26 protein-coding genes are annotated in these 22,315 nt (G+C 60.1%); 16 read left to right on the top strand and 10 right to left on the bottom strand.

Going from position 1 to position 22,315, the window contains the following annotated elements; genetic code table 11:
• Positions 1-490: 490 nt before the first annotated feature.
• Positions 491-1,843, top strand: coding sequence for a M23 family metallopeptidase (locus AC3QLZ_RS13660; RefSeq protein ID WP_287875563.1), 1,353 nt, complete (start codon positions 491-493; stop codon positions 1,841-1,843).
• A gap of 69 nt (positions 1,844-1,912) precedes the next feature.
• Here the strand turns inward: AC3QLZ_RS13660 and erpA are convergent, their stop codons facing one another.
• The 5 genes from erpA to rplM all read right to left on the bottom strand — a co-directional run bounded on the left by erpA (position 1,913) and on the right by rplM (position 4,510).
• On the bottom strand, positions 1,913-2,260 hold the full coding sequence (gene erpA / locus AC3QLZ_RS13655) for an iron-sulfur cluster insertion protein ErpA (protein ID WP_014236435.1): 348 nt from the start codon (positions 2,258-2,260) through the stop codon (positions 1,913-1,915).
• Between the two features lie 44 nt (positions 2,261-2,304).
• The gene (locus tag AC3QLZ_RS13650) at positions 2,305-2,715 is read right to left on the bottom strand and encodes a bactofilin family protein (RefSeq protein ID WP_014236434.1); all 411 of its coding nucleotides are present in this window, start codon (positions 2,713-2,715) and stop codon (positions 2,305-2,307) included.
• 20 nt (positions 2,716-2,735) lie between these two features.
• A complete protein-coding gene (locus AC3QLZ_RS13645) occupies positions 2,736-3,236 on the bottom strand; it encodes a DUF6776 family protein (RefSeq protein ID WP_331489326.1) in 501 nt (166 codons plus the stop codon).
• A gap of 443 nt (positions 3,237-3,679) precedes the next feature.
• Positions 3,680-4,072 (bottom strand): 30S ribosomal protein S9, encoded by a 393-nt coding sequence (rpsI, locus tag AC3QLZ_RS13640; protein ID WP_014236432.1) that lies wholly within the window; start codon positions 4,070-4,072, stop codon positions 3,680-3,682.
• A 9-nt stretch (positions 4,073-4,081) separates the two neighbouring features.
• Entirely contained in the window at positions 4,082-4,510 is a 429-nt protein-coding gene (gene rplM, locus AC3QLZ_RS13635) for a 50S ribosomal protein L13 (protein WP_014236431.1), read from the bottom strand.
• Positions 4,511-5,010: 500 nt separating this feature from the next.
• On the opposite strand from rplM, the gene AC3QLZ_RS13630 reads away from it, so the two are divergent.
• Positions 5,011-5,427: an OsmC family protein gene (locus AC3QLZ_RS13630; protein WP_014236430.1), complete on the top strand. Its 417-nt coding sequence runs from the start codon at positions 5,011-5,013 to the stop codon at positions 5,425-5,427.
• Between the two features lie 37 nt (positions 5,428-5,464).
• Here AC3QLZ_RS13630 and coq7 read toward each other — a convergent pair whose 3' ends face one another.
• From coq7 to AC3QLZ_RS13610, 4 genes are read right to left on the bottom strand one after another with little or no spacing between them, the layout of a single operon-like run.
• Positions 5,465-6,088: a 2-polyprenyl-3-methyl-6-methoxy-1,4-benzoquinone monooxygenase gene (coq7, locus tag AC3QLZ_RS13625; protein WP_014236429.1), complete on the bottom strand. Its 624-nt coding sequence runs from the start codon at positions 6,086-6,088 to the stop codon at positions 5,465-5,467.
• A 21-nt stretch (positions 6,089-6,109) separates the two neighbouring features.
• A complete protein-coding gene (locus AC3QLZ_RS13620) occupies positions 6,110-6,670 on the bottom strand; it encodes a CNP1-like family protein (RefSeq protein ID WP_202945987.1) in 561 nt (186 codons plus the stop codon).
• Positions 6,671-6,726: 56 nt separating this feature from the next.
• Positions 6,727-7,338: a CBS domain-containing protein gene (locus tag AC3QLZ_RS13615; RefSeq protein ID WP_014236427.1), complete on the bottom strand. Its 612-nt coding sequence runs from the start codon at positions 7,336-7,338 to the stop codon at positions 6,727-6,729.
• A gap of 54 nt (positions 7,339-7,392) precedes the next feature.
• On the bottom strand, positions 7,393-7,917 hold the full coding sequence (locus AC3QLZ_RS13610) for an RNA pyrophosphohydrolase (protein ID WP_014236426.1): 525 nt from the start codon (positions 7,915-7,917) through the stop codon (positions 7,393-7,395).
• 159 nt (positions 7,918-8,076) lie between these two features.
• Here AC3QLZ_RS13610 and AC3QLZ_RS13605 point away from each other — a divergent pair, with 159 nt between their 5' ends.
• Together AC3QLZ_RS13605 and AC3QLZ_RS13600 are read left to right on the top strand one after the other, a co-directional pair.
• Positions 8,077-9,789, top strand: a complete 1,713-nt coding sequence (locus AC3QLZ_RS13605; protein ID WP_014236425.1) for a proline--tRNA ligase — start codon at positions 8,077-8,079, stop codon at positions 9,787-9,789.
• Positions 9,777-10,385, top strand: coding sequence for a lytic transglycosylase domain-containing protein (locus AC3QLZ_RS13600; protein WP_014236424.1), 609 nt, complete (start codon positions 9,777-9,779; stop codon positions 10,383-10,385). Before AC3QLZ_RS13605 ends, AC3QLZ_RS13600 begins: the two co-directional genes overlap by 13 nt.
• 317 nt (positions 10,386-10,702) lie before the next feature.
• Here AC3QLZ_RS13600 and ffh read toward each other — a convergent pair whose 3' ends face one another.
• Positions 10,703-12,058 carry a signal recognition particle protein gene (ffh, locus tag AC3QLZ_RS13595; protein ID WP_014236423.1) on the bottom strand — a complete coding sequence of 452 codons (1,356 nt, stop codon included), beginning with the start codon at positions 12,056-12,058 and terminating at the stop codon, positions 10,703-10,705.
• A gap of 45 nt (positions 12,059-12,103) precedes the next feature.
• On the opposite strand from ffh, the gene AC3QLZ_RS13590 reads away from it, so the two are divergent.
• From AC3QLZ_RS13590 to AC3QLZ_RS13535, 12 genes are all read left to right on the top strand, one after another.
• Positions 12,104-12,943 carry a cytochrome C assembly family protein gene (locus AC3QLZ_RS13590; RefSeq protein WP_014236422.1) on the top strand — a complete coding sequence of 280 codons (840 nt, stop codon included), beginning with the start codon at positions 12,104-12,106 and terminating at the stop codon, positions 12,941-12,943.
• 275 nt (positions 12,944-13,218) lie between these two features.
• On the top strand, positions 13,219-14,937 hold the full coding sequence (gene pilB, locus AC3QLZ_RS13585) for a type IV-A pilus assembly ATPase PilB (RefSeq protein WP_014236421.1): 1,719 nt from the start codon (positions 13,219-13,221) through the stop codon (positions 14,935-14,937).
• 24 nt (positions 14,938-14,961) lie between these two features.
• Positions 14,962-16,206, top strand: a complete 1,245-nt coding sequence (locus tag AC3QLZ_RS13580; protein ID WP_014236420.1) for a type II secretion system F family protein — start codon at positions 14,962-14,964, stop codon at positions 16,204-16,206.
• Between the two features lie 2 nt (positions 16,207-16,208).
• Positions 16,209-17,063 (top strand): prepilin peptidase, encoded by an 855-nt coding sequence (locus tag AC3QLZ_RS13575; protein ID WP_014236419.1) that lies wholly within the window; start codon positions 16,209-16,211, stop codon positions 17,061-17,063.
• A 98-nt stretch (positions 17,064-17,161) separates the two neighbouring features.
• Entirely contained in the window at positions 17,162-17,434 is a 273-nt protein-coding gene (locus tag AC3QLZ_RS13570) for an FmdB family zinc ribbon protein (protein ID WP_014236418.1), read from the top strand.
• Positions 17,413-18,054 (top strand): DUF502 domain-containing protein, encoded by a 642-nt coding sequence (locus tag AC3QLZ_RS13565; protein ID WP_014236417.1) that lies wholly within the window; start codon positions 17,413-17,415, stop codon positions 18,052-18,054. The genes AC3QLZ_RS13570 and AC3QLZ_RS13565 overlap by 22 nt, the downstream gene beginning before the upstream one ends.
• A gap of 30 nt (positions 18,055-18,084) precedes the next feature.
• Positions 18,085-19,884, top strand: a complete 1,800-nt coding sequence (aspS, locus tag AC3QLZ_RS13560) for an aspartate--tRNA ligase (RefSeq protein ID WP_014236416.1) — start codon at positions 18,085-18,087, stop codon at positions 19,882-19,884.
• A 15-nt stretch (positions 19,885-19,899) separates the two neighbouring features.
• Positions 19,900-20,292: a guanyl-specific ribonuclease gene (locus AC3QLZ_RS13555; protein ID WP_014236415.1), complete on the top strand. Its 393-nt coding sequence runs from the start codon at positions 19,900-19,902 to the stop codon at positions 20,290-20,292.
• A 3-nt stretch (positions 20,293-20,295) separates the two neighbouring features.
• Positions 20,296-20,742 carry a barstar family protein gene (locus AC3QLZ_RS13550; protein WP_014236414.1) on the top strand — a complete coding sequence of 149 codons (447 nt, stop codon included), beginning with the start codon at positions 20,296-20,298 and terminating at the stop codon, positions 20,740-20,742.
• On the top strand, positions 20,739-21,206 hold the full coding sequence (nudB, locus tag AC3QLZ_RS13545; RefSeq protein WP_014236413.1) for a dihydroneopterin triphosphate diphosphatase: 468 nt from the start codon (positions 20,739-20,741) through the stop codon (positions 21,204-21,206). The genes AC3QLZ_RS13550 and nudB overlap by 4 nt, the downstream gene beginning before the upstream one ends.
• A 168-nt stretch (positions 21,207-21,374) precedes the next feature.
• Complete coding sequence (locus AC3QLZ_RS13540; RefSeq protein WP_014236412.1) at positions 21,375-21,719, top strand: hypothetical protein; 345 nt, start codon at positions 21,375-21,377, stop codon at positions 21,717-21,719.
• Between the two features lie 85 nt (positions 21,720-21,804).
• Positions 21,805-22,236, top strand: a complete 432-nt coding sequence (locus tag AC3QLZ_RS13535; protein ID WP_014236411.1) for an Hsp20/alpha crystallin family protein — start codon at positions 21,805-21,807, stop codon at positions 22,234-22,236.
• Positions 22,237-22,315: the final 79 nt, after the last annotated feature.

The following is a 22,315-nucleotide window of genomic DNA, read 5'->3' as shown; positions in this document are numbered from 1 at the left end:
GTCCGACCTAAGCCGGAACACCCAACCAAGCACCTACACCTATCGGTTGTCCTATTTTTTAAAGAGCTTGCAAATCAAGATCTTATCTCAATCTGCCGCGCCGCCGTAGCAACGAAAGACGCGCATTCTACACAGAGAAAAACAAGCCGTCAAACAATTTTCAAAAATAATTAACCTTGAAAACGAAGCCATCCTTACTCCGGAGTCGATAATAACTTATTGTTTTTTATCGACTTTCCTCCGCCGCAAAGCAGCGAGAGAGGCGAATTATACAGACCAAGAAACACCAGTCAACACAAAAATAGAAACTTTTACCCAGAATTATTCACAAAACAAAAATTTCCCTAGTAAATCCATGCGTTGGGGAAAACAGGTCGATACACGCTGCCGCTCCAGAAAACCCCGTATTACGCAACGACCCAGCCACTGGGATAGCAATGCGCACCATGCTAGACTGCCGCAGTTAAAATAGCAGGGCAGGACACGCATCATGCACCAGCACCCCGGCAGCCAACACACCTCATCCTTATTGCCTCGCCACAGTCCGCTCTACCACCTAAAAAAACATCCGGGAGCCGCCGCCGTATTTGGAGCCTTGGCCCTATTCAGTATGGTGGCTGCATTTGGCCTACAACCCCCCTCGCTAAGCACCACCGAGCTTATCCCCCGTCCCGTTGTAGAAGACCTTGCGCTTGCACTCCCCCACCCTTTGGATTTGGGCAACCAAGCCTATCTAAGAGAAGAAAAGGTACACAAGGGCGACAGCCTAGCCAACCTGCTCAATAGACTCGGCGTCAACGATGCATCAGCCCTGGATTACATCAAGCAAACCCCTGCCGCACACCCCATCTTTCGCCAACTAGCCCCCGGCAAGTTAGTCACGGCCAGCACCAGTGACACCGGAGAACTGCTACTCCTCAGTTTCCCACTGAACAATCGTGCAGAGAACTTGCTGATCGAAAGACACGGCAATACCTTCAGAACAAGAGAAGCGCCCCTGGTTCTTCAATCTCGACTGGAAATGAAATCAGGCGAAATTCGTAGCTCGCTGTATGGAGCGACGGATGATGCAGGGATTCCTGACGCCGTAGCCAACCAGTTGGCGGAGATTTTTGGTGCAGATATCGACTTCCACAGAGACTTGCGCAAGGGAGACCGCTTCACCCTGATCTACGAAATGTACCGCCACCAAGGTCAAAGCATTCGTAGCGGACGAATTCTTGCTGCAGAACTTGTAAATGCAGGAAAAGTCTTCCGTGCCGTTTATTTTGAAGACCCGAAGACCAGCATCAAGGGAAGCTACTACACACCGGAAGGCAAGAGTTTACGCAAGGCCTTCCTCCGCTCCCCACTTGAGTTCTCACGGATCACGTCTGGATTCACCAATGCCAGACTCCACCCAATTCTCCAACAATGGCGAGCGCACAAGGGTGTCGACTACGGCGCGCCAACGGGAACCAAAGTACGCGCCACCGGGGACGGTATCGTGGAGTTTATCGGACGCCAAGGCGGATATGGGAATCTGATCATCCTCCGCCATCAAGGTCGCTACTCCACCGCATATGGACACCTGAGCAGCTTCACTCCCCAACTGCGTAAAGGCTCTCGGGTTAGCCAGGGCGAGCATATCGGCAACGTCGGCGCCACCGGCTGGGCAACCGGCCCCCACCTACACTATGAATTTCGCATTGGCGGCGAACAAGTTAATCCCTTAGCAGTCCAGTTGCCTGGCGCCCCGTCACTTGAAACTGCGCAACTGTTGCAGTTTCGTCAGAAGACCCAGGATCTTCTGGCCCAGCTGGAAATGCTGAAACAAAGCGACATGGTTGCCTTTCAGGAGTAAGACCCCTCACAACCCCAACAAAAAAGCCCCGCAGATGCGAGGCTTTTTTTAGAGCACAGACTGAGCACACTATACAGAAAACGAGGAACCGCAGCCGCAGGTAGAGGAGGCATTCGGATTCTTGATCACAAACTGGGAACCTTCCAGCCCCTCAGAGTAGTCGATCTCGGCACCGACCAGATACTGAAAGCTCATCGGATCGATCAGAAGGGTCACGCCATTCTTGTCCAGCACGGTATCGTCCTCGTTTGCCACTTCGTCAAACGTGAAGCCGTACTGAAAACCAGAGCAGCCGCCACCGGTCACAAAAACCCGCAGCTTGAGCTCAGCATTACCCTCTTCTTCAATCAACTCCCGAACTTTGCTGGCAGCACTATCAGTAAAAACTAAGGGCAGACCATCAGCAACTGCATTCATAACACACTCCTAAACTAAAAACTTGAATCCTATTAGTACCGCCGTCAGTTACTTGAAGCTGCCAATTTAAGCTCGACAGTCTTCGCATTAGACTGATGAATCAGCCTTCCCTGAACCACAGCACCTTGCTGCATCTCCAGGCTGTTGTACTCCACGTCACCTGTGACCTTGGCACACGGCTGAAGTTCAAGGGTTTCGGTTGCATGCACCGGACCAATCACTGTCCCATTGATCACCACGTGCGCAACATTTATCACCCCTTCAATACGCGCATGCTCACTAACAACTAGGGTCGACGGCTGATCTTGGGCGGCCTCGACATTTCCCTTTATTTCACCATCAATGCGCAGGCCACCACTGAACTGAACATTACCTTCCAAGCGAGTACCAGCACCAATAAGACTATCAATACGGTTCTGGGGCTTGCTAGCACCATTCTTCTTGCCACCAAACATGGAGCCTCCTCACTTAGGTATCAAAGCGACAGGGACTGCTTGGCACGCACGGAACCGTCCTGCACCAGACGCGCCTCTACCCCCTTAAGAACAGCACCTTTGGGGATAGAAAAATAACCTTCAGTCCGAAGGAACCGCTTGATTTCCAAACGGAACTTCCCCGCCGCCGAGTCCCCCTCGGCGGGAAGAATCATCATAACATCTTTGCCCGCCTGCTGCACTTTGAGGTGGAACTGGAGAAGCCCTCGGAACTCTTTGGAACGAGCCCCCGACTCCATCGCAATCAATAGCCGGTATCGATAGCGCCCCTCTTCGCCTTCTGGCTCCACCCTCAACCGGCTAATCTTCAAACCATCCTCTGATGCCCCAACCCCAGGCACGATGCTTTCGAAGAAAGCCAAATCCTCTTTCAGACTGGCATTTTCCTGCTCAAGCTGAGCAACCTGGCGCAGAAGGCGCTCTTTTGCGGAACGCTCAATCTGAACACTGCTTTCCCCCGCCGCCGAGGACTGACGCAGCACAGCCAACTCAGTCTCCAGAGCCTCAGTTCGGGTCCGCAGAGACGATATCTCCCGATCGGACTCCCGGCTATGAAATCCCGCGAAGCGCCGCCCCACGTCATACACCCAGGCCGCAGCAGCCAAAGACAAGGATAGCACCGCAACAACCAACAAAAGCCGCCAGTACCAGGAAACATGAGTACGAACAGCCACTTTGGGCGCACTTATCCCAAACCGCTGCCGCAGACGCTTACGAATCAATGATGTCGCCAACACGGCCATGGGTTCCCAACCAACGGATTATCACCGCGCACCGCGGTGGATGAAGACAAATCCAGCGACAACCCTTTGAACCAACACGCTGGACAGCGTCGAGCCATCTTAAACGCCCCAACCTTTACCAACAAGTCCGGATCAAGCAAAAAAAAAGCCGCCCAAGAGGCGGCTCTTTTTCACAGCGTTGATTAACGCTTGGAGAACTGCTTGCGGCGACGAGCCTTGTGGAAACCGACTTTCTTACGCTCAACTTCGCGGGCATCACGAGTCACGAACCCAGCCTTAGACAGAGCAGATTTCAGGGCAGCATCATAAGCAATCAACGCACGGGTGATGCCATGACGCACGGCACCGGCCTGACCAGATTCACCACCGCCAGTAACATTGACCTTGATATCGAAGCCAGCGACCTGCTCAACCAACTCCAGGGGCTGACGCACGATCATGCGGCCGGTTTCACGGGAGAAGAATTGGTCAACCGGCTTGCCATTAACAACGATGTTGCCGGAACCGCGCTTCATGAAGACGCGAGCAACAGCGCTCTTGCGGCGACCGGTGCCATAAAAATAGTTTTCAGCCATGACAGTACCTTAGATATCCAGGGTTTTGGGCTGCTGAGCGCTATGGGGGTGTTCAGCACCAGCGTAGCACTTCATCTTCTTCAGCATGGCGTAGCCGAGCGGGCCCTTGGGCAGCATGCCCTTAACAGCCTTTTCCAGCACACGAGCAGGGAAACGCTGCTGCAGCTTGGTGAAGTTAGTTTCATAGATACCACCGGGGTAACCGCTATGCCGGTAATACTTCTTGTCCTCGGCCTTGTTACCGGTGACACGAAGCTTCTCAACGTTGGTCACGACGATGAAGTCGCCGGTATCAACGTGAGGGGTATAAATTGCCTTGTGCTTACCACGCAGCCGGCGAGCGATTTCAGTGGCGAGGCGGCCGAGCACCTTGTCTGTGGCGTCCACCACATACCACTCGCGCTTCACCTCATGGGGTTTAGCGGAAAAAGTTTTCATCTGGGCCGTCCTTAGCCTAATCACAGAAAGCCGCGGATTATATGGGGGCAGAACACCCCGTGTCAATGCCTTCTTGGCAGACAACACAATCCAGCGCCAACAAAAAAAGCGCGACTCCAAGGAGTCGCGCTAAATCCACACCAAAGGAGGAGGGTGGAGGAGACAAACTGCAAGCATGAGCTGCACCAAAACCTACGCACAACTCACACTTAAGTTGAGCTGATTATCACTAAAGGCAAGGTCGAAATCAAGTATTTTTTTGTGCGATGCACCAGAATTTTTTTAATTTGTCGATAATGTTTATGTATAAAACACAACCACATGTTTTAAATAAATAAACAACAATTATAGGAAATTGATTTACCAATTCATAATCTCACAACCATCTCAGAAGCAGGCCAACACCCCTTGCATTTGTGCGACGCAGCAATGCTCACCACTCCCGGCCATCTGATAGAGCCCTTAGAATGCGCCCTTCCAATAAATGGAGGGGTCTCATCGTGGAATGCAAAGTTAAATGGGTTGATGGAATGGCTTTTCTGGCGGAAACAGGCAGCAACCATACTGTGATGATGGACGGCGCCCCGGAAGCTGGAGGTCGCAACCTGGCTCCCCGCCCGATGGAGCTATTGCTGGCAGGCACAGGAGGATGTACTGCCTTTGATGTTGTCCTGATCCTGAAAAAAGGACGTCATGAAGTTAGTGACTGCGAAGTAACGCTCCATGCCGAGCGTGCCGCCACAGACCCCAAAGTCTTCACGAAAATTCATTTCGCCTTCAAGGTCACCGGGAAAAATCTCAAGCAAGCCGCAGTGGAGCGGGCTATCGAACTATCCAAGGAGAAGTACTGCTCCGCCTCAATCATGCTGGGCAAAACAGCCACCATCACGTACGAACTGGAAGTGGTCGAAGCATAGAATGCTTGCCCCAGGCCTACCGGGCCCGGGGCAAACCTCATAGATAGTAGGCAACCCCCGTCATGACTTTTGACGACAACTTCATCGCGAGCCTGACTGGACCGGGCAAGTCCACTCCTCCGAGACTAACAGCCGTCTGCGCATGGCTCATCTCATCAAATTTCATCTGGCTCACAATGCTTCTTGAACGCTGATCAGCCAGGGGCAAGCGCCGTAAATGGCTATCGAGATGGCGTTCGACCTGGCGTTCTGTCTCAGCCAGAAATCCAAGATTCCACGAATCACCAGCCTTTCCCACCACGACCCCCAGCGCCAGCGACCCCGCATACCACAGCGGATTCAAAAAGCTTTTACGTCCGCCCAACTCCTGAATTCGCCTTTCGGTCCACGCAAGGTGCTCCGTTTCTTCCCAGGCCGCATGCTCCAGCGCCTGCTTGATCACCACATCCTTCGACGTCAGTGCCTGCCCCTGATACAAGGCCTGGGCGCATATCTCACCACAGTGATTGACCCGCATCAGCGCCGCGGCGTGACGCTTCTCCTCCGGAGACAATTCAGGCATCGGCACATCAGACCCTGGAACAGAGCGGCGAGTCGGCGCAGGGGCGAATACGGCTCGAAGCGCTTTATCAAACTCGACAATCAGGCGATCAATGCTCATTCAGCAGTCCTTAGCCGAAAGCTAGCGGGGCACATCCGGATGCCCACCTGCCTTCAATGCAGCCACACCCTCCTGGGCCGTTCGGATCGCCACACCCCCAGGACAAAAATACTCCCGGGAAAGCGCGGCATGGTGCCGGTTCACCATCTTGTTCTCCACAAGCCCCCATTGGTTAGAGCGAGCCTTTGACCAACTCCCATCCGGGCGGCCAAAAGCGTAGAGACGACGCTCCCGGGTATCACATCTCAAACCCTCATAACTGACGTTCCGAGCCCCCCCTTGGGCCACGACAACGAGCACATAGCGCACCACCCCATCAGACCCCACTGAAATGGTGGCTCCATCAACGCTGAACACTCCCTGGGCAGTGGGACTGACATAAAAGGGAATCAGAGTCTCTTCCCGGGGCGCGGGCGGCAACTGAGTCTCAACCTCCTGCCAAGGCTTCTTGTCGAACTCGTCGTCAAAGTCATAGACCGTCCCCTGAGGAGGGAACAGAATGGCCGGCAAATCCGCCAAGACCTGCTGACTGAGACACAACCCGAGGGCAGCCAGCAAACTGCACAGTTTGGAATATTTCACGAACACTGCCTGTCACGTTAACAAGGACGGGGAACCGTCACTTAACCAGAAAGCCGCTATACCTCCGGCTGGGAAATCACAGCCTCGATTTCCGCAAAGGTACGCGCCACCTCGGTGGTGTGCAAAGGAATGCCCAACTGGCGCGCGACTTGGGAGGCCGAGAACACCCCCCGAACCATCTGCCGCCCGCCCAGGGGATCGAAATCCACCACCAGCGCATGCTGACGCCCTGAGTATTTGAGCGTTTCGACGACATTCCCAACATCTGCGCGCAGGACGTCCCCGATATGCAGCACCTCGATTTCATCCCGAGGCGTCATGATATCTGCCACTCGGACATCCTCATGCCGCACGCCCCGATTGCGCACGACCTGGAGCGGTCGCTCCCCCAGGATATCCCGGGCGGTCACCAGGCCGACGACATCCCCTCGGGCGTCGACAACCAGCAAGGAACGAACCCCCCGCACAATCATGGCCTGGTTGGCCACATCAATGTGGGTGGATGCCTCAATAGTGGCTGCAGCCACCAGCTTGAGATCAGTCATGACTTCAAGCGCCGGGGAATCGACCCGGACCGGCTGGGGGGAAAAATAGGTGGGTTGATGATAACCGGCCCCATCGGCCAGACGGGTTATTGGAAGCGGCTTGTACTCGGTTTTCGCGACCATTGCTATCTCCTTGACTAGAGGACGACGGACCACACCTGCGAAACCAAAGAAAACCTAATTCCCAATCTCCAGCGGGCGCCGAATGCGGCCGGGAGCCCGCCCACGATCGGCGTCAATATAACGGACCAGTTCGTTCAGCGCCTGCTGATAAACGCCACGCTTGAACTCGATCACTGCATCCAACGGAATCCAGTAATCGTTCCAGCGCCACGCATCAAATTCAGGGTGACTGGTTGCCCGGAGGCACACATCGCTGTCGCGGCCCACAAGGCGCAACAGAAACCAGATCTGTTTCTGCCCCTTGTAGCTGCCACGCCATTCGCGCTTGATCCATTGCGTCGGCACGTCATAACGCAGCCAATCCTTGGTTCGACCCAGGATGCGCACGTGTTCGGGCTTTAACCCGACCTCCTCGTGCAACTCCCTGAACATGGCCTGCTCCGGCGTTTCGCCGCGCTTGATGCCACCTTGGGGGAACTGCCAGGAATGCTCACGAATACGCTTGCCCCAGAAAACCTCGTTTTTTGCGTTACAAAGAATGATGCCGACGTTCGGGCGATAGCCTTCACGGTCGAGCATGGAAAACCTGCATCAAATATTGGGTTGAAAGCATTCTTTCACAATTCCACATACTTGGAAAGGAAGGCCATCGGCCGGAAACAAGCCAGTACCCGGCATCCCATGACGGTCCGTCGTCTTGTAGAATTAGATTTTTAGCCCGTCAAAAGATTCAATCCCATGCGTACCTCCCAATTTTTCATTTCCACCCTCAAGGAAGCCCCCTCCGACGCGGAAGTGATCAGCCACAAGCTGATGCTTCGTGCCGGCCTCATCAAGCGCCTGGCAGGCGGCATTTATACCTGGATGCCCCTGGGCCTGAAGGTACTGCGCAAAGTGGAAAAGGTGGTGCGTGAAGAAATGGATCGCGCCGGCGCCATTGAACTGCTGATGCCGGCCGTGGTGCCCGCCGAGTTGTGGCAGGAAACCGGCCGCTGGGAAAAGTATGGACCGGAACTGCTGCGCTTCAAGGATCGTCACCAGCGGGACTTCGTCATCGGCCCTACCCACGAGGAAGTGATCACCGACGTGGTGCGCAAGGAAATCAAGAGCTACCGTCAGCTGCCCGTCCATTTCTATCAGGTGCAGAGCAAGTTCCGCGACGAGATCCGCCCCCGTTTCGGCGTCATGCGCGGCCGCGAATTCCTGATGAAGGACGGCTACTCCTTCCACACCTCCTTCGCCGACCTGGAGCGGGAATACAAGCACATGTACGACACCTACTGTCGTATCTTCACCCGCCTGGGCCTGCAGTTCCGCGCCGTGGCCGCGGACACCGGCTCCATCGGCGGCACCGGCTCCCATGAATTCCATGTGCTGGCCGACTCCGGCGAAGACGCCATCGCCTTCTGCCCGGACTCCGACTACGCCGCCAACGTGGAACTGGCCGAAGCCCTGGCCCCTGCCGCTGCCCGTGCTGCGGCCAGCCAAGCCATGACCAAGGTCGCCACCCCGGGCAAGACCCAGTGCGCCGATGTGGCCGCCTTCCTCGGCGCCAGCGCTGAGCAGACCGTCAAGGCCGTGGCAGTGATGCGCACCGAAGGTGGCTTTGCCCTGCTGCTGCTGCGCGGCGACCATGAATTGAACGAGATCAAGGCCGAAAAGATCATCGGCGAATTCCGCTTCGCCAAGGACGACGAAATCGTCGCCGCCCTCGGCTGCAAGCCCGGCTACATCGGCCCGGTGGGCATCAAGGCGGACATCCCCGTGATTGCCGACCGCACGGTGGCGGCCATGGCGGATTTCATCTGCGGCGCCAACGAGGCCGAGCATCACCTCACCGGCGTCAATTTCGGCCGCGACCTGCCCGAACCTGGCCAGGTGGCGGACATTCGCAACGTCGTCGAAGGCGACCCCTCCCCGGATGGCAAGGGCCAGCTGGGCCTGTGCCGCGGCATCGAAGTGGGCCACATCTTCCAGTTGCGCACCCGTTACTCCGAAGCCCTCAACTGCAAGTACCTGGACGAAAACGGCAAGGAACAGATCATGGAGATGGGCTGCTACGGCATCGGCGTCTCCCGCATCGTCGGCGCCGCCATCGAGCAGGGCAACGACGACAAGGGCATCGTCTTCCCCGCCGCCATCGCCCCCTTCGAAGTGGCCATCGTGCCCATGGGCTACCACAAGAGCGAGGCCGTCAAGGCGGCTGCCGACCAGCTCCTGGCCGACCTCAAGGCGGCCGGCATTGACGTGCTGCTGGACGACCGCAACGAGCGCCCCGGCTCCATGTTCGCCGACATGGAACTGATCGGCATCCCCCACCGCATCGTCGTGGGTGAGCGGGGCCTGGCCGAAGGCAAGCTGGAGTACAAGGGCCGCCGCGATGCGGAAGCCCAGATGGTGGACGCCGCCGGCATCGTTGCCCTGCTGCAAGGGAAGCTGTGCGCCGCCTAAAGGCACTGCTGCTGTCCGGCTGTCTGTGCCTGCCCCTGGCGGCGCAGGCAGGGGCTCAGAAGTATGAGCCCCTGTCGGCCAGCGTCCAGGCAGCCTTGTCCAAGTCGGTCGCCGACCAGAAGCCACCCCAGAGCTCGTTCAAGGACCCGATTGCGGCGGCCAACTGGCTGACGGAAATGTCCCTCCGGCTGGAAAAGCGCATCCCCAACCAGGAAAGCCGCCTCGAGCTCCTGCGCTCGGTGCACTACGAAGCCACCCGGGCCGGGCTCGACCCCCAGTTGGTGCTGGGCCTGATCCAGGTGGAGAGCGGCTTCAAGAAATACGCCGTCTCTTCAGCCGGCGCCCGGGGGCTGATGCAGGTGATGCCCTTCTGGGTCAAGCTGATCGGCGATCCCAGCCACAACCTCTTCAACCTCCGCACCAATCTTCGTTATGGCTGCACCATCCTGCGCCATTACCTGGACATCGAGCGGGGCGACCTGTACCGGGCCCTGGGCCGCTACAACGGCAGCCTGGGCCAGCCCGAGTACCCCAACTTGGTGAAGGGCGCCTGGCATGGGCGCTGGCTCTACAACGAGCAGGTGGCCCTGCATTAGGGCGCACCAACGGCAATTGAGAAGAGAACCACGTATCTGATTTGCCGCCTCCGAGAGAGCTAACCGCCCTCGCCGAAGGGAATGGGTTCGCGCTGCTGGCGGCCATAAATAGCATTAACCCAGGAGGCAGCAGGGACGGGCATGCCAGCTGTTCCATGCCGGAGAAGGCCGGCCTTACTGCCTCTCAGCCATGGTAACTTTCACCCCGTAACAGGAGTGGATTGGCGGCAAATACCCAGGGCCGGTCAAGCAGGCAATTCCGATAAAAAAAGCCCCGGCACACGGGGCTTTTTTATTGCCACAAGGGATGCGAAAGATCAGCGCATGCCCGGCATCATGCCCTTCATGCCCCGCATCAGCTTGGACAGGCCGCCCTTGGCGAAGGACTTCATCATCTTCTGGGTCTGCTCGAACTGATTGAGGAGGCGATTGACTTCCTGCACCTGCACCCCGGCACCGGTCGCGATGCGGCGCTTACGGCTGGCCTTGATCAGCTCCGGCTTAGCCCGCTCCGCCGGTGTCATGGAATTGATGATGCCCTCAATGCGACGCACCGCCTTGTCTTCCGCACCGCCCTGCAGCTGGCCGGCGGCCTGGGCGAACTGGGCCGGCAACTTGTCCATCAGGGCCGCCATGCCCCCCATGTTGCGCATCTGGGCGATCTGGTCCTTGAAATCGTTGAGATCGAAGCCCTTGCCCGACTTGAGCTTCTTGGCCATGGCCAGGGCCTTTTCCTCATCGACCCCCTTGCGCGCCTCTTCCACCAGGGAAAGGATGTCGCCCATGCCCAGCACCCGGGACGCCATGCGCTCGGGGTGGAAGGCCTCCAGGCCGCTCAGCTTCTCGCCGACGCCGACGAACTTGACCGGTTTGCCGGTCACATGGCGCACAGAGAGGGCGGCACCGCCCCGGGCGTCACCGTCCAGCTTGGTCAGCACCACACCGGTCAGGGGCAGGGCCTCATTGAAGGAGCGGGCAGTATTGACCGCATCCTGGCCCAGCATGGCGTCGACCACGAACAGGGTTTCCACCGGCTTGATCGCCGCATGCAGCTGCTTGATCTCGGCCATCATAGCTTCGTCGATGGCCAGGCGGCCGGCCGTATCGACCAGCAGCACGTCGTGGTAATGCTTGCGGGCCCAGTCGATGGCTGCCAGAGCGATGGCTTCCGGCTTTTCCTCGGTGCTGGAGGGGAAGAAATCGACGCAGGCCTGGGCCGCCACCGTTTTCAACTGCTCGATGGCGGCAGGGCGGTAGACGTCGCAGGAAACCACCAGCACCTTTTTCTTCTGGGTTTCCTTGAGCAGCTTGGCCAGCTTGCCCACCGTCGTGGTCTTGCCGGCACCTTGCAAACCGGCCATGAGGATGACGGCGGGCGGCTGGGTCGCCAGATTGAGGGCGGCATTGGCACCGCCCATCAACTGGGTCATTTCCTTGTGCACCACACCGATCAGGGCCTGGCCCGGGGTCAGGGAGCCAATGACCTCCTCGCCAAGGGCCTTCTCCTTCACGGCGGCAATGAAGTCCTTGATCACCGGCAGCGCCACGTCCGCCTCCAGCAAGGCGAGGCGGACCTCGCGCAGGGCGTCGGAAATATTGGATTCCGTCAGACGGGCTTCACCCCGGAGGGTCTTCATGACACCGGCGAGGCGTTGAGTCAGATTATCGAGCATGGGCAGGAGGTGAGCTTAAGAGGTTGCTTGGTGTAAACTGCGGGAATGCCGTCCATTTTACTGCACTTCCTGCCCCACTACCTGGCCAGCGCCCTTTATGCCCTGCTGGGCTTCCATTTCTGGCGCACCCGCTGGGCGGAAACTGACAAGCCCATGGTCACGGCACCGATGCAACCCTGGGAGCGCTGGGCCATTCTCGGCACCATGCTGATCCAGGGCATCGGCCTTTACGACGGCCTCTTCGGCACGGGAGAAATGCGCTTCTCCTTCAGCTTCGCCCTCTCCCTGATGTTGTGGCTGGCCGTCTTCATCTACTGGATGGAAAGCTTCAAGGCCCGCATGGAAGGCCTGCAGCCCATGGTGTTGCCGCTGGCCGCCGCCTGCGCCATCCTGCCGCCCCTCTTCCCCTCGGCTCACGTCCTGCCCCATGCCGATTCGGTCGGCTTCAAGCTGCATTTCATGGCAGCCATGCTGGCTTACAGCCTGTTCACCCTGTCGGCCCTGCACGCAGTCTTCATGGGGTTCGCCGAACGCAAGCTGCATCAGCGCTCCCTCACCAAGAGCCTGACCAGCCTGCCGCCTTTGATGACCATGGAAGCCCTGCTGTTCCGCATGATCATTGTCGGCTTCATCCTGCTGACCGCCGCCCTCGGTTCCGGCGTACTGTTCTCCGAAGCCCTCTTCGGCAAGGCCATGGCGCTGGACCACAAGACGGTCTTCGCCTTCATCTCCTGGGGCATATTCGCCGCCCTCCTTGCCGGCCGCCATGCCTACGGCTGGCGCGGCCGCACTGCCCTGCGCTGGACCATGGCCGGCTTCCTGGTGCTCCTGATGGCCTACGTCGGCAGCCGCTTCGTGGTGGAAGTGCTGCTGAACCGCCTCTGACGTAGCTGCAATGGCCGGGCACTGCCTCGGCCGGCGAGGCATCGCACTCTCCTCAGCTAGGCGCCCCCTTGGGAGTACTGGCAGGCGATGGGCGCATACCGGCAACCAAGCAATTGCGTTGCCGAGTGTAAAAGTGTGAAAACACTTCGACTTTGCCACCCAAGCAACTGATCCGTCACAACTTTACAAAAAGACCCGCGGCGGGCATCATCAGCCCGATAACGACGGCATAGCTACCGCCCCACTTCAGTCCAACCCACGCAGATGCAGGAGTCATGGCAGCTACTTTTCAGGTTCCCCTAAGTGGTCTTGCGCGCGCCATGGTCCAGGCTGGACGCCTCAAAGAGGCCGAAGCCGAAGCCTTCATGGCCCAAGCCAGCGAAAAGGGCACGACATTCATTGAGCAGGTGATCGCCGGCAAGCGGGCCAGCGCCAAGGAAATAGCCGTATTCGCAGGAGAAACGTTCGGCTACCCGGTCCTTGATCTGAGCGCTTTCGATGAAGCCAACATTCCGGCCAGCGCCATTGACCGGAAGCTCATCGCCACCCACCGCGTCATACCGCTGAACAAGCGCGGCAACCGGCTCTCGGTAGCGATAGCTGACCCAACAAATTTGCGGGCCTTGGACGAAATTCGCTTCCAGACAGGCTTGGCAGTGGACTCCGTCGTTGTCGAAGAGCCCAAACTGGCACCGCTGGTCGTCAAATATTCGGAATCGGCAGAAGAAAACCTCAAGAATCTCACCAATGAGGACTTGAACCTCGAATTTGCGGAAGAAGAAGATCAGGCCAAGGCCGATGAAGCCGTTTCCCTGGATGTGGATGACGCACCGGTCGTCAAGTTCATTCAGAAAATACTGCTGGATGCGATCAACGATGGCGCTTCCGACATCCACTTCGAGCCGTATGAAAAGTTTTACCGCATCCGCTATCGCATCGACGGCGAGTTGCGAGAGGTTGCCAATCCGCCCCTGGCAATCAAGGAAAAGGTGGCTTCCCGCATCAAGGTCATTTCCCGGATGGACATTTCCGAGAAGCGGGTCCCGCAAGACGGCCGGATGAAGCTGGTCCTTTCCAAAACCAGAGCCATCGACTTCCGGGTCAGCACGCTACCAACGCTGCATGGCGAAAAGATCGTCATGCGTATTCTGGATCCGTCCTCCGCCACGCTGGGCATCGAAGCGCTGGGCTACGAGCCGGAACAGAAGGAAGCCCTGCTCAACGCCATCCACCGTCCTTATGGCATGGTTCTGGTAACCGGCCCGACCGGCTCCGGTAAAACCGTATCCTTGTACACCTGCCTCAACATCCTGAACAAGCCTGGCATCAACATCTCCACCGCGGAAGACCCGGCAGAAATCAACCTGGCCGGCATCAACCAGGTAAACGTCAACGACAAGGCAGGTCTGACCTTTTCCGCCGCCCTCAAGTCCTTCCTGCGGCAGGATCCGGACATCATCATGGTGGGTGAAATCCGCGATCTGGACACGGCCGAAATCGCAATCAAGGCGGCCCAGACCGGCCACATGGTGCTATCCACCCTGCACACCAACGATGCCCCGACGACACTGGAGCGCCTGAAGAACATGGGCGTCCCCACCTTCAACATTGCCTCGTCCGTCATCCTGATCACCGCCCAGCGCCTGGCCCGCCGCCTGTGCAACTGCAAGGTCCCGCTCCACGTCCCCACCGAAACCCTTCTGAATGCAGGCTTTACCGAAGCAGAACTGGATGGCAGTTGGACACTCTATGGCCCCAACCCGGAAGGATGCGAGCGCTGCAAGGGAGGCGGTTTCAAGGGCCGGGTAGGCATCTACCAGGTGATGCCGGTTTCCGAGGAAATTCAGCGCATCATCATGGCCAATGGCAACTCCATGGATATTGCTGCCCAGGCCAAAAAGGAAGGGGTCAAGGACTTGCGTCAGTCCGGCCTGTTGAAAGTAAAGCAGGGAGTCACCTCCCTGGACGAAGTGCTGTCTACGACAAACGCCTGATAACCATTCAGAAAGAGGCCCCCCATGGCCACTGCCGGCAAAAACACACAAAACACCAAGCGTGCCGACCCAAGCATCAAGGAGTTCGTCTTTGTTTGGGAAGGCAAGGACAAGACCGGGAAAATCATCCGGGGGGAATTGCGTGCCACCAGCGAAACGGTGGTCCAGGCAACCCTGCGGCGCCAAGGCGTGCTGGTTACCAAGGTATCCAAGCAGCGTTTCAAGAGTGGCGGCAAGATCACCGACAAGGACATCACCCTGTTCACCCGGCAGCTGGCCACCATGATGAAATCTGGGGTGCCGCTTCTCCAGGCCTTCGACATCGTTGGCAAAGGCCACTCAAACCCCGCTGTCGGGAAACTGCTGCTGGATATCAAGGCTGATGTCGAAACGGGTAGCGCTCTGAACCAAGCTTTCCGCAAGTACCCACTTTACTTCGACAGCCTGTTCTGCAACTTGATCGGCGCCGGCGAGCAGGCCGGCATCCTCGATACACTCCTTGATCGACTCGCCATCTACAAGGAAAAAATCCTAGCCGTCAAAAGCAAGATCAAGTCAGCCCTGTTCTATCCAATTGCCGTGATTGTCGTAGCTTTTTGCATTACGGCTGTGATCATGATTTTTGTAATTCCTGCGTTCAAAGAGGTTTTCAAATCGTTTGGCGCGGACCTTCCTGCCCCGACACTGGTCGTAATAGCGATTTCTGACTTCTTCGTTGCCTATTGGTATTTGATCTTCGGCATATTGGGAGGAGGTATCTATTCCTTCCTGGAGTCGTGGAAGCGCTCCGAGGCCGTTCAGATTGCCATGGACAAGGCATTGCTGAGGATGCCGATTTTCGGCCCCCTCATACGGAAATCGGTTATCGCCAGATGGACGAGAACCCTGGCAACCATGTTTGCCGCCGGCGTTCCTCTGGTTGAGGCATTGGACTCAGTGGGCGGAGCCTCAGGCAACCACGTTTACAAAATGGCAACGCGTCAGATCCAAAGCGAAGTCAGTACCGGCACCAGCCTGACCAACTCAATGCAGAATGTGAACCTGTTCCCCAACATGGTGATCCAGATGGTTGCCATCGGTGAGGAATCTGGAGCCCTCGACTCAATGCTGTCCAAGGTTGCGGACTTCTTTGAAGCCGAAGTGGACGATTCTGTTGCGGCCCTCTCCAGCCTGATGGAGCCAATCATCATGGTCATATTGGGGGTTCTCATCGGCGGCATGGTGGTGGCGATGTACCTGCCGATCTTCAAAATGGGCTCCGTGGTCTAAGTATGGAATTTTTACTACTGGAAAGTCCCGCCCTTGCCTCTGCTGTGGCCGGAATCCTGGGCCTCCTGGTCGGCAGCTTCCTCAACGTCGTCATCCACCGCCTGCCACGGATGATGGAGCGGGACTGGCACCTGCAGTGCGCCGAACTGCGGGGGGAAACGGCTCCGGAAAAGGAACGGCTGAGCCTCGCCGCCCCGGCCTCCCGTTGCCCCCATTGCGGCCACGCCATCCGGGCCTGGGAGAACATCCCGGTCCTCAGCTTCCTGCTCCTCAAAGGCCGCTGTTCCGGTTGCCAGGCCCCGATTTCCCTGCGCTACCCGTTGGTGGAAGCCTTCACGGGCCTGCTCTCCGCCTTCACGGTGTGGCACTTCGGCCCGACCCTGGCAGCAGCTGCCGCCCTGTTGCTGCTGTGGGCCATGGTGGCCCTGACCGGCATCGACTTCGACACCCAGCTGCTGCCGGACTCCATCACCCTGCCCCTGCTCTGGCTCGGCCTGCTGTTCAACATCTCCGGCACCTTCACCGACATCAGCTCCGCCGTCATCGGCGCCATGGTCGGCTACCTGTCCCTGTGGAGCGTCTACTGGCTGTTCAAGCTGGCCACCGGCAAGGAAGGCATGGGCTACGGCGACTTCAAGCTGCTGGCCGCCATCGGCGCCTGGCTCGGCTGGCAGATGCTGCCCCTGACCATCCTGCTCTCCTCCCTGGTCGGCGCCGTCGTCGGCGTGGCCCTGATCGTGCTGGCCCGCAGGGGCCGCAACGTGCCCATTCCCTTCGGTCCCTATCTGGCTGCTGCGGGCCTGCTGGCCCTGTACTGGGGCCAGGAACTGACCCAGTCCTACCTGCGGCTGCTCTAGCCGCTTGAATTCTCCGGGTTTCACCCCCATTTTCCCAGCCGGGGCCTGCATAAGGCCGGCCCCGGTTCGGGTATAATTTCGCTTTTCCGGAGTTCCTCATGCCGATTTACGAATACCGTTGCCCCGCCTGCGGCCATCAGCAGGACCACATGCAGAAGATGAGCGACGCCCCCCTGACCGCCTGTCCCCAGTGCGGCAAGGACGGCTACGCCAAGCAGATTTCTGCCGCCGGCTTCCAGCTCAAGGGTTCCGGCTGGTACGCCACCGACTTCAAGGGCGGTAGCGGCGCCTCCCCGGCCAGCAGCAAGAAGTCCGACAACCCGCCGCCCTGCCAGGGCGGCGACGGAGCATGCGCGTGCGCGGGCAGCTGATCAAACGCTATTTCATCACCGGGCTGCTGATCTGGGTGCCCCTGGCCATCACGGCCTGGGTGCTGAACCTGATCATCGGCACCATGGATCAGTCGCTGCGGCTGCTGCCGGAGGCGATCCATCCGCGCAACCTGTTCGGCTTCGACATTCCGGGGGCCGGCGCCATCCTCACCCTGCTGATCATCCTCGTCACCGGGGTGGCGGCTGCCAACTTCATCGGCGAAAAGCTGGTGCGCTGGTGGGAAAAGCTGCTGGCCCGCATCCCGGTGGTCAATTCGGTCTATAACAGCGTCAAGCAGGTTTCCGACACCCTCTTCTCCCAGAGCGGCCAGGCTTTCCGCAAGGCCCTGCTGGTGCAATACCCGCGCCAGGGCTCCTGGACCATCGCCTTCCTCACCGGCCAGCCCGGCGGCGACGTGGTCAATCACCTGGTGGGCGACTACGTCAGCGTCTATGTGCCGACCACGCCCAACCCCACTTCCGGCTTTTTCCTGATGCTGCCGCGCAGCGACACGATCGAACTGGAAATGAGCGTGGACGAGGCCCTCAAGTACATCATTTCCATGGGCGTCGTCGCACCGCCGGCCCGGCACCTGCCGCCGCCCCAGCCCCATCACTGAACCACAAGAATCAACCCTTCTGGAATCACCATGCGTACTCATTATTGCGGACAACTCAATTCCGGCCTGAACGGCCAGGAAGTCACCCTTTGCGGCTGGGCTCACCGGCGGCGCGACCACGGCGGCGTCATCTTCATCGACCTGCGGGACCGGGAAGGCCTGGCCCAGGTGGTGTGCGACCCGGACCGGGCCGACATGTTCAAGGTGGCCGAGTCCGTGCGCAACGAGTTCGTGCTGAAGATCACCGGCAAGGTCCGCCCCCGCCCCGAAGGCACCGTGAACCCCAACATGGCCAGCGGCGAGATCGAAATCCTCTGCCATGAAATCGAAGTGCTCAATGCTGCGGTGACGCCCCCGTTCCAGCTGGACGACGACAACCTGTCCGAGAACGTGCGCCTGACCAACCGGGTCATTGACCTGCGCCGGCCCCAGATGCAGAAGAACATGATGCTGCGCTACAAGACGGCCATGGCCTTCCGCCGCTTCCTCGACGGCCAGGGCTTCATCGACATCGAAACCCCCATGCTCACCAAGAGCACCCCGGAAGGCGCCCGCGACTACCTGGTGCCCTCCCGCGTGCATCCGGGCCAGTTCTTCGCCCTGCCCCAGTCCCCCCAGCTGTTCAAGCAGATGCTGATGGTGGCCGGCTTCGACCGCTACTACCAGATCACCAAGTGCTTCCGCGACGAGGACCTGCGCGCCGACCGCCAGCCCGAATTCACCCAGGTCGATATCGAGACCTCCTTCCTCACCGAAGACCAGATCACCGCCATCATGGAAGAGATGGTGCGCTACGTCTTCAAGGAAGCCCTGGCCGTCGAGCTGCCCGCCCCCTTCCCGCGCATGACTTACGCCGAAGCCATGAACCGTTTCGGCTCCGACAAGCCGGACCTGCGCGTCACCCTGGAACTGACCGAAGTCACCGACCTGGTGGCCGACGTGGCCTTCAAGGTCTTCTCCGGCCCGGCCACCAGCGGCGGCCGTGTCGCCGCCCTGCGCGTGCCCGGCGGTGCCAGCCTGACCCGGGGCGAGATCGACGAATACACCAAGTTCGTCGGCATCTACGGCGCCAAGGGCCTGGCCTACATCAAGGTCAATGACGCCTCCCAGCCCAACGAGACCGGCCTGCAGTCCCCCATCGTCAAGAACCTGCACGAAGCCGCCCTCAAGGGCATCCTGGAGCGCACCGGCGCCCAGTCCGGCGACCTGATCTTCTTCGGCGCCGACAAGACCAAGGTGGTGAACGACGCCCTCGGCGCCCTGCGCGTCAAGCTCGGCCACGAGAAGGGCTACCTCAACGGCAAGGCCTGGGAACCCCTGTGGGTGGTGGATTTCCCCATGTTCGAGTACGACGAGGAAGACAAGCGCTGGACCGCCTGCCACCACCCCTTCACCAGCCCCAAGGACGGCCACGAGGAGTTCCTCTTCACCGATCCGGGCAAGTGCCTGGCCAAGGCCTATGACCTGGCCCTCAACGGCTGGGAAATCGGCGGCGGCTCCGTGCGTATCCACAAGGCCGACGTGCAGGCCAAGGTTTTCGAAGCCCTCAACATCGGTGCGGAAGAGCAGCAGCTCAAGTTCGGCTTCCTGCTCGACGCCCTCAAGTACGGCGCCCCGCCCCACGGCGGCCTGGCCTTCGGTCTGGATCGCATCGTCACCATGATGGCCGGCGCCGAATCCATCCGCGACGTCATCGCCTTCCCCAAGACCCAGCGCGCCCAGTGCCTGCTCACCGACGCTCCCTCCGACGTGGACGAGAAGCAGCTGAAGGAGCTGCACATCCGCCTGCGCCAGAAGGTGGAAGCCCAGGTCGAAGTCAGCAAGGGCTAAAGCAAGCCCGCCGCCATGCGCCGCTCCCGCCTCCTGCCCTCCCTGCTGGCCGGCCTGGCCCTGCTGGGCGGGCTGCTGGCGGGGCCGGCCGCGGCCCGGGAACCCAATCCCGGCCCGGCTTTCGGCGATGCCAGCGTCTCCGTCCAGGAGCTGCCGGCCGAGGCCCGCACCACCCTCAACCTGATCCATCGCGGCGGCCCCTTCCCCTACCCCAAGGACGGCAGCACCTTCGGCAACTTCGAACGGCGCCTGCCCCTGCAGCCCCGGGGCTACTACCGCGAGTACACGGTGGACACCCCCGGCGCCCGTAACCGGGGCGCCCGCCGCCTCATCGCCGGCGGCCAGCCGCCGGTGGTCTTCTACTACACCGACGACCACTACCGCAGCTTCCGTCGTCTGCGGGACTGAACCATGACCGGCAAACCATCCCGCACGCCCGACTTTCCCGCCCTGCTGGCCAAGGCCGACCTGGCCGGCCCCTACCGCCTGCGCCCGGACCAGGCGCCGACCGCCCTGGCCGCCGCCCGGCAACTGGGCCTGAGCGTGGCCGAGATCGGCCTGGACGGCGACTTCCTCGCCGAGCTGGGACGGCAGTTGCAATTCCCCGAACACTACGGCGCCAATTTCGACGCCCTCTACGACTGCCTCACCGACCTGGCGGCCAGCCCGGGCCAGGGCTGCCTGCTGCTGTTCACCGGCGCCCCTGCCGCGGGCGCGGATGAAGATGACGAGGACAGCCCAGTGGATACCCTCATCGCCGTGCTGCAGGCCGCCGGCGACGAATGGCGGGAGCAGGGCCGCCCCCTGTGGGCCCTGTTCGCCGTCCCCGGCCTGGCCCTGGATTCCCTGCCGGCGTGAGCGCCACCCCGGGCGAAACGCCCAAGCCCTACAAGCGGCCCGTTTCCGTCCTGGTGCTGATCCACACCCCGGAGCGGCAGATTCTCCTGCTCGAGCGCGCCTCCCACCCGGGCTACTGGCAGTCCGTCACCGGCAGCCAGGAGGGCGACGAGCCCCTCGACACCACGGCCCGGCGCGAGGTGCTGGAGGAGACCGGCATCGACATCGCCGGCGAAGGTCTGCCCCTGCGCAACTGGCAGCAGAGCCACGTCTTCGAGATCTTTCTCGAATGGCGCCACCGCTACGCCCCCGGCGTCACCCACAACACCGAGCACGTCTATTCCCTGGAGCTGCCGGCGCCCCGCCCGGTGACCCTGGCACCGGGCGAACACCTGGACTACTGCTGGCTGCCCTGGCCGGAAGCTGCTGACAAGGTCTTCTCCTGGACCAACCGGGACGCCATTCTCCAGCTGGCCCAGCCCTAGAGGCCCAAGGGACGGCCATCCCAGGCCGCTACTGCCACAGCGCCCCACCACGCCTTGCCCTGCCGGCACCCCGGCTCGTCATGCCCGTCCCTTTTTGATGCCAGCCCTGGCGCTGCTGGCGGCCTTCGTGCTTCCATTGGCCATCGTCATTCCCGTCCCATCTCCGCCATGCGCCGTCCCGCCCTGTTCAGCCTGCTGCTCCTCTGTTCCTCCCTGGTCCTGGCCCACGGCCATCCGGTGGCGGTGGCCGACGACCACCCGGACGCGCCCCGCCTGAGGCTGTGCAACCGGGCCGAGGACGTGGCCCTGCAGGCCCTCGGTGACCGGGACAAGGGGCGCCCCCTGCGCCCCCTGCCGGCCGAAGAGGCCCATGCCGCCTTTCTCCAGGCCCTGGCGCGCCGGGTCTATGAGGAGCCCCAGATCCGCAGCCCCAAGTTCGCCCAGAGCCTGGCCCGGGGCCGCTGCAACGAGTACTGGGAAGCCCGCGGGGAGGGGCTGAACGCACGCCCTTGAAAAGTTTTTGCCATGCCCTATATAGGAAACAGAAGGTGCCGTATGGATATGGCATCCGCCCTGAGTCCTTGAAGGAGAGATCATCATGAGCAATCACCTGACCCGCCTCAGCCAAGCCGGACTGGACCCGCTCGACGACCTGTTCCGGGGTTTCTTCGTGCGCCCGGTGGAGTTTTCCAACCAGACCCAGGCGCCCAGCATCAAGATGGACGTCAAGGAAGATGAAAAGGCCTATCTGGTACACGCCGAACTGCCGGGCGTGAAGAAGGAGGACATCCACGTCCATGTGGAAGGCAACACCGTGGCCATCAGCGCCGAGGTCAAGCAGGAGAAGGAAGTGAAGGAAGGCCAGCGCCTGCTGCGCTCCGAACGCTACTTCGGCAAGGTTTCCCGCTCCTTCCAGGTGGCCCAGGACATCGATGACGCCCAGGCGTCCGCCAGGTTCAACGACGGCGTGCTGGAACTGACCCTGCCCAAACGGGCCGCCGCCAGCAGCAAGCGCCTCACCATCGACTGAGCCTGCGCCGCTCCCCAGACAGCCGGCAGCCACTGCCGGCTTTTTCTTTCCGCCCCCCGGCGGGTAGAATTCCCGGGTC

The sequence above is a fragment of the Azospira sp. MPR-LB4 genome (genome assembly GCF_058809525.1).
This window is presented reverse-complemented; position numbering and strand designations above follow the sequence as displayed.

Excerpts from the sequence above, each read along its gene's own strand:
- AC3QLZ_RS13660 (WP_287875563.1), top strand. The coding sequence starts at position 491 with ATGCACCAGCACCCCGGCAGCCAACACACCTCATCCTTATTGCCTCGC.
- AC3QLZ_RS13535 (WP_014236411.1), top strand. The coding sequence starts at position 21,805 with ATGAGCAATCACCTGACCCGCCTCAGCCAAGCCGGACTGGACCCGCTC.
- AC3QLZ_RS13610 (WP_014236426.1), bottom strand. The coding sequence starts at position 7,917 with ATGCTCGACCGTGAAGGCTATCGCCCGAACGTCGGCATCATTCTTTGT.
- AC3QLZ_RS13605 (WP_014236425.1), top strand. The coding sequence starts at position 8,077 with ATGCGTACCTCCCAATTTTTCATTTCCACCCTCAAGGAAGCCCCCTCC.
- ffh (WP_014236423.1), bottom strand. The coding sequence starts at position 12,058 with ATGCTCGATAATCTGACTCAACGCCTCGCCGGTGTCATGAAGACCCTC.
- AC3QLZ_RS13615 (WP_014236427.1), bottom strand. The coding sequence starts at position 7,338 with ATGGTCGCGAAAACCGAGTACAAGCCGCTTCCAATAACCCGTCTGGCC.
- rplM (WP_014236431.1), bottom strand. The coding sequence starts at position 4,510 with ATGAAAACTTTTTCCGCTAAACCCCATGAGGTGAAGCGCGAGTGGTAT.
- AC3QLZ_RS13570 (WP_014236418.1), top strand. The coding sequence starts at position 17,162 with ATGCCGATTTACGAATACCGTTGCCCCGCCTGCGGCCATCAGCAGGAC.
- AC3QLZ_RS13550 (WP_014236414.1), top strand. The coding sequence starts at position 20,296 with ATGACCGGCAAACCATCCCGCACGCCCGACTTTCCCGCCCTGCTGGCC.
- AC3QLZ_RS13555 (WP_014236415.1), top strand. The coding sequence starts at position 19,900 with ATGCGCCGCTCCCGCCTCCTGCCCTCCCTGCTGGCCGGCCTGGCCCTG.
- AC3QLZ_RS13540 (WP_014236412.1), top strand. The coding sequence starts at position 21,375 with ATGCGCCGTCCCGCCCTGTTCAGCCTGCTGCTCCTCTGTTCCTCCCTG.
- pilB (WP_014236421.1), top strand. The coding sequence starts at position 13,219 with ATGGCAGCTACTTTTCAGGTTCCCCTAAGTGGTCTTGCGCGCGCCATG.
- aspS (WP_014236416.1), top strand. The coding sequence starts at position 18,085 with ATGCGTACTCATTATTGCGGACAACTCAATTCCGGCCTGAACGGCCAG.
- AC3QLZ_RS13590 (WP_014236422.1), top strand. The coding sequence starts at position 12,104 with ATGCCGTCCATTTTACTGCACTTCCTGCCCCACTACCTGGCCAGCGCC.
- AC3QLZ_RS13575 (WP_014236419.1), top strand. The coding sequence starts at position 16,209 with ATGGAATTTTTACTACTGGAAAGTCCCGCCCTTGCCTCTGCTGTGGCC.
- rpsI (WP_014236432.1), bottom strand. The coding sequence starts at position 4,072 with ATGGCTGAAAACTATTTTTATGGCACCGGTCGCCGCAAGAGCGCTGTT.
- coq7 (WP_014236429.1), bottom strand. The coding sequence starts at position 6,088 with ATGAGCATTGATCGCCTGATTGTCGAGTTTGATAAAGCGCTTCGAGCC.
- AC3QLZ_RS13580 (WP_014236420.1), top strand. The coding sequence starts at position 14,962 with ATGGCCACTGCCGGCAAAAACACACAAAACACCAAGCGTGCCGACCCA.
- AC3QLZ_RS13650 (WP_014236434.1), bottom strand. The coding sequence starts at position 2,715 with ATGTTTGGTGGCAAGAAGAATGGTGCTAGCAAGCCCCAGAACCGTATT.
- erpA (WP_014236435.1), bottom strand. The coding sequence starts at position 2,260 with ATGAATGCAGTTGCTGATGGTCTGCCCTTAGTTTTTACTGATAGTGCT.
- AC3QLZ_RS13565 (WP_014236417.1), top strand. The coding sequence starts at position 17,413 with ATGCGCGTGCGCGGGCAGCTGATCAAACGCTATTTCATCACCGGGCTG.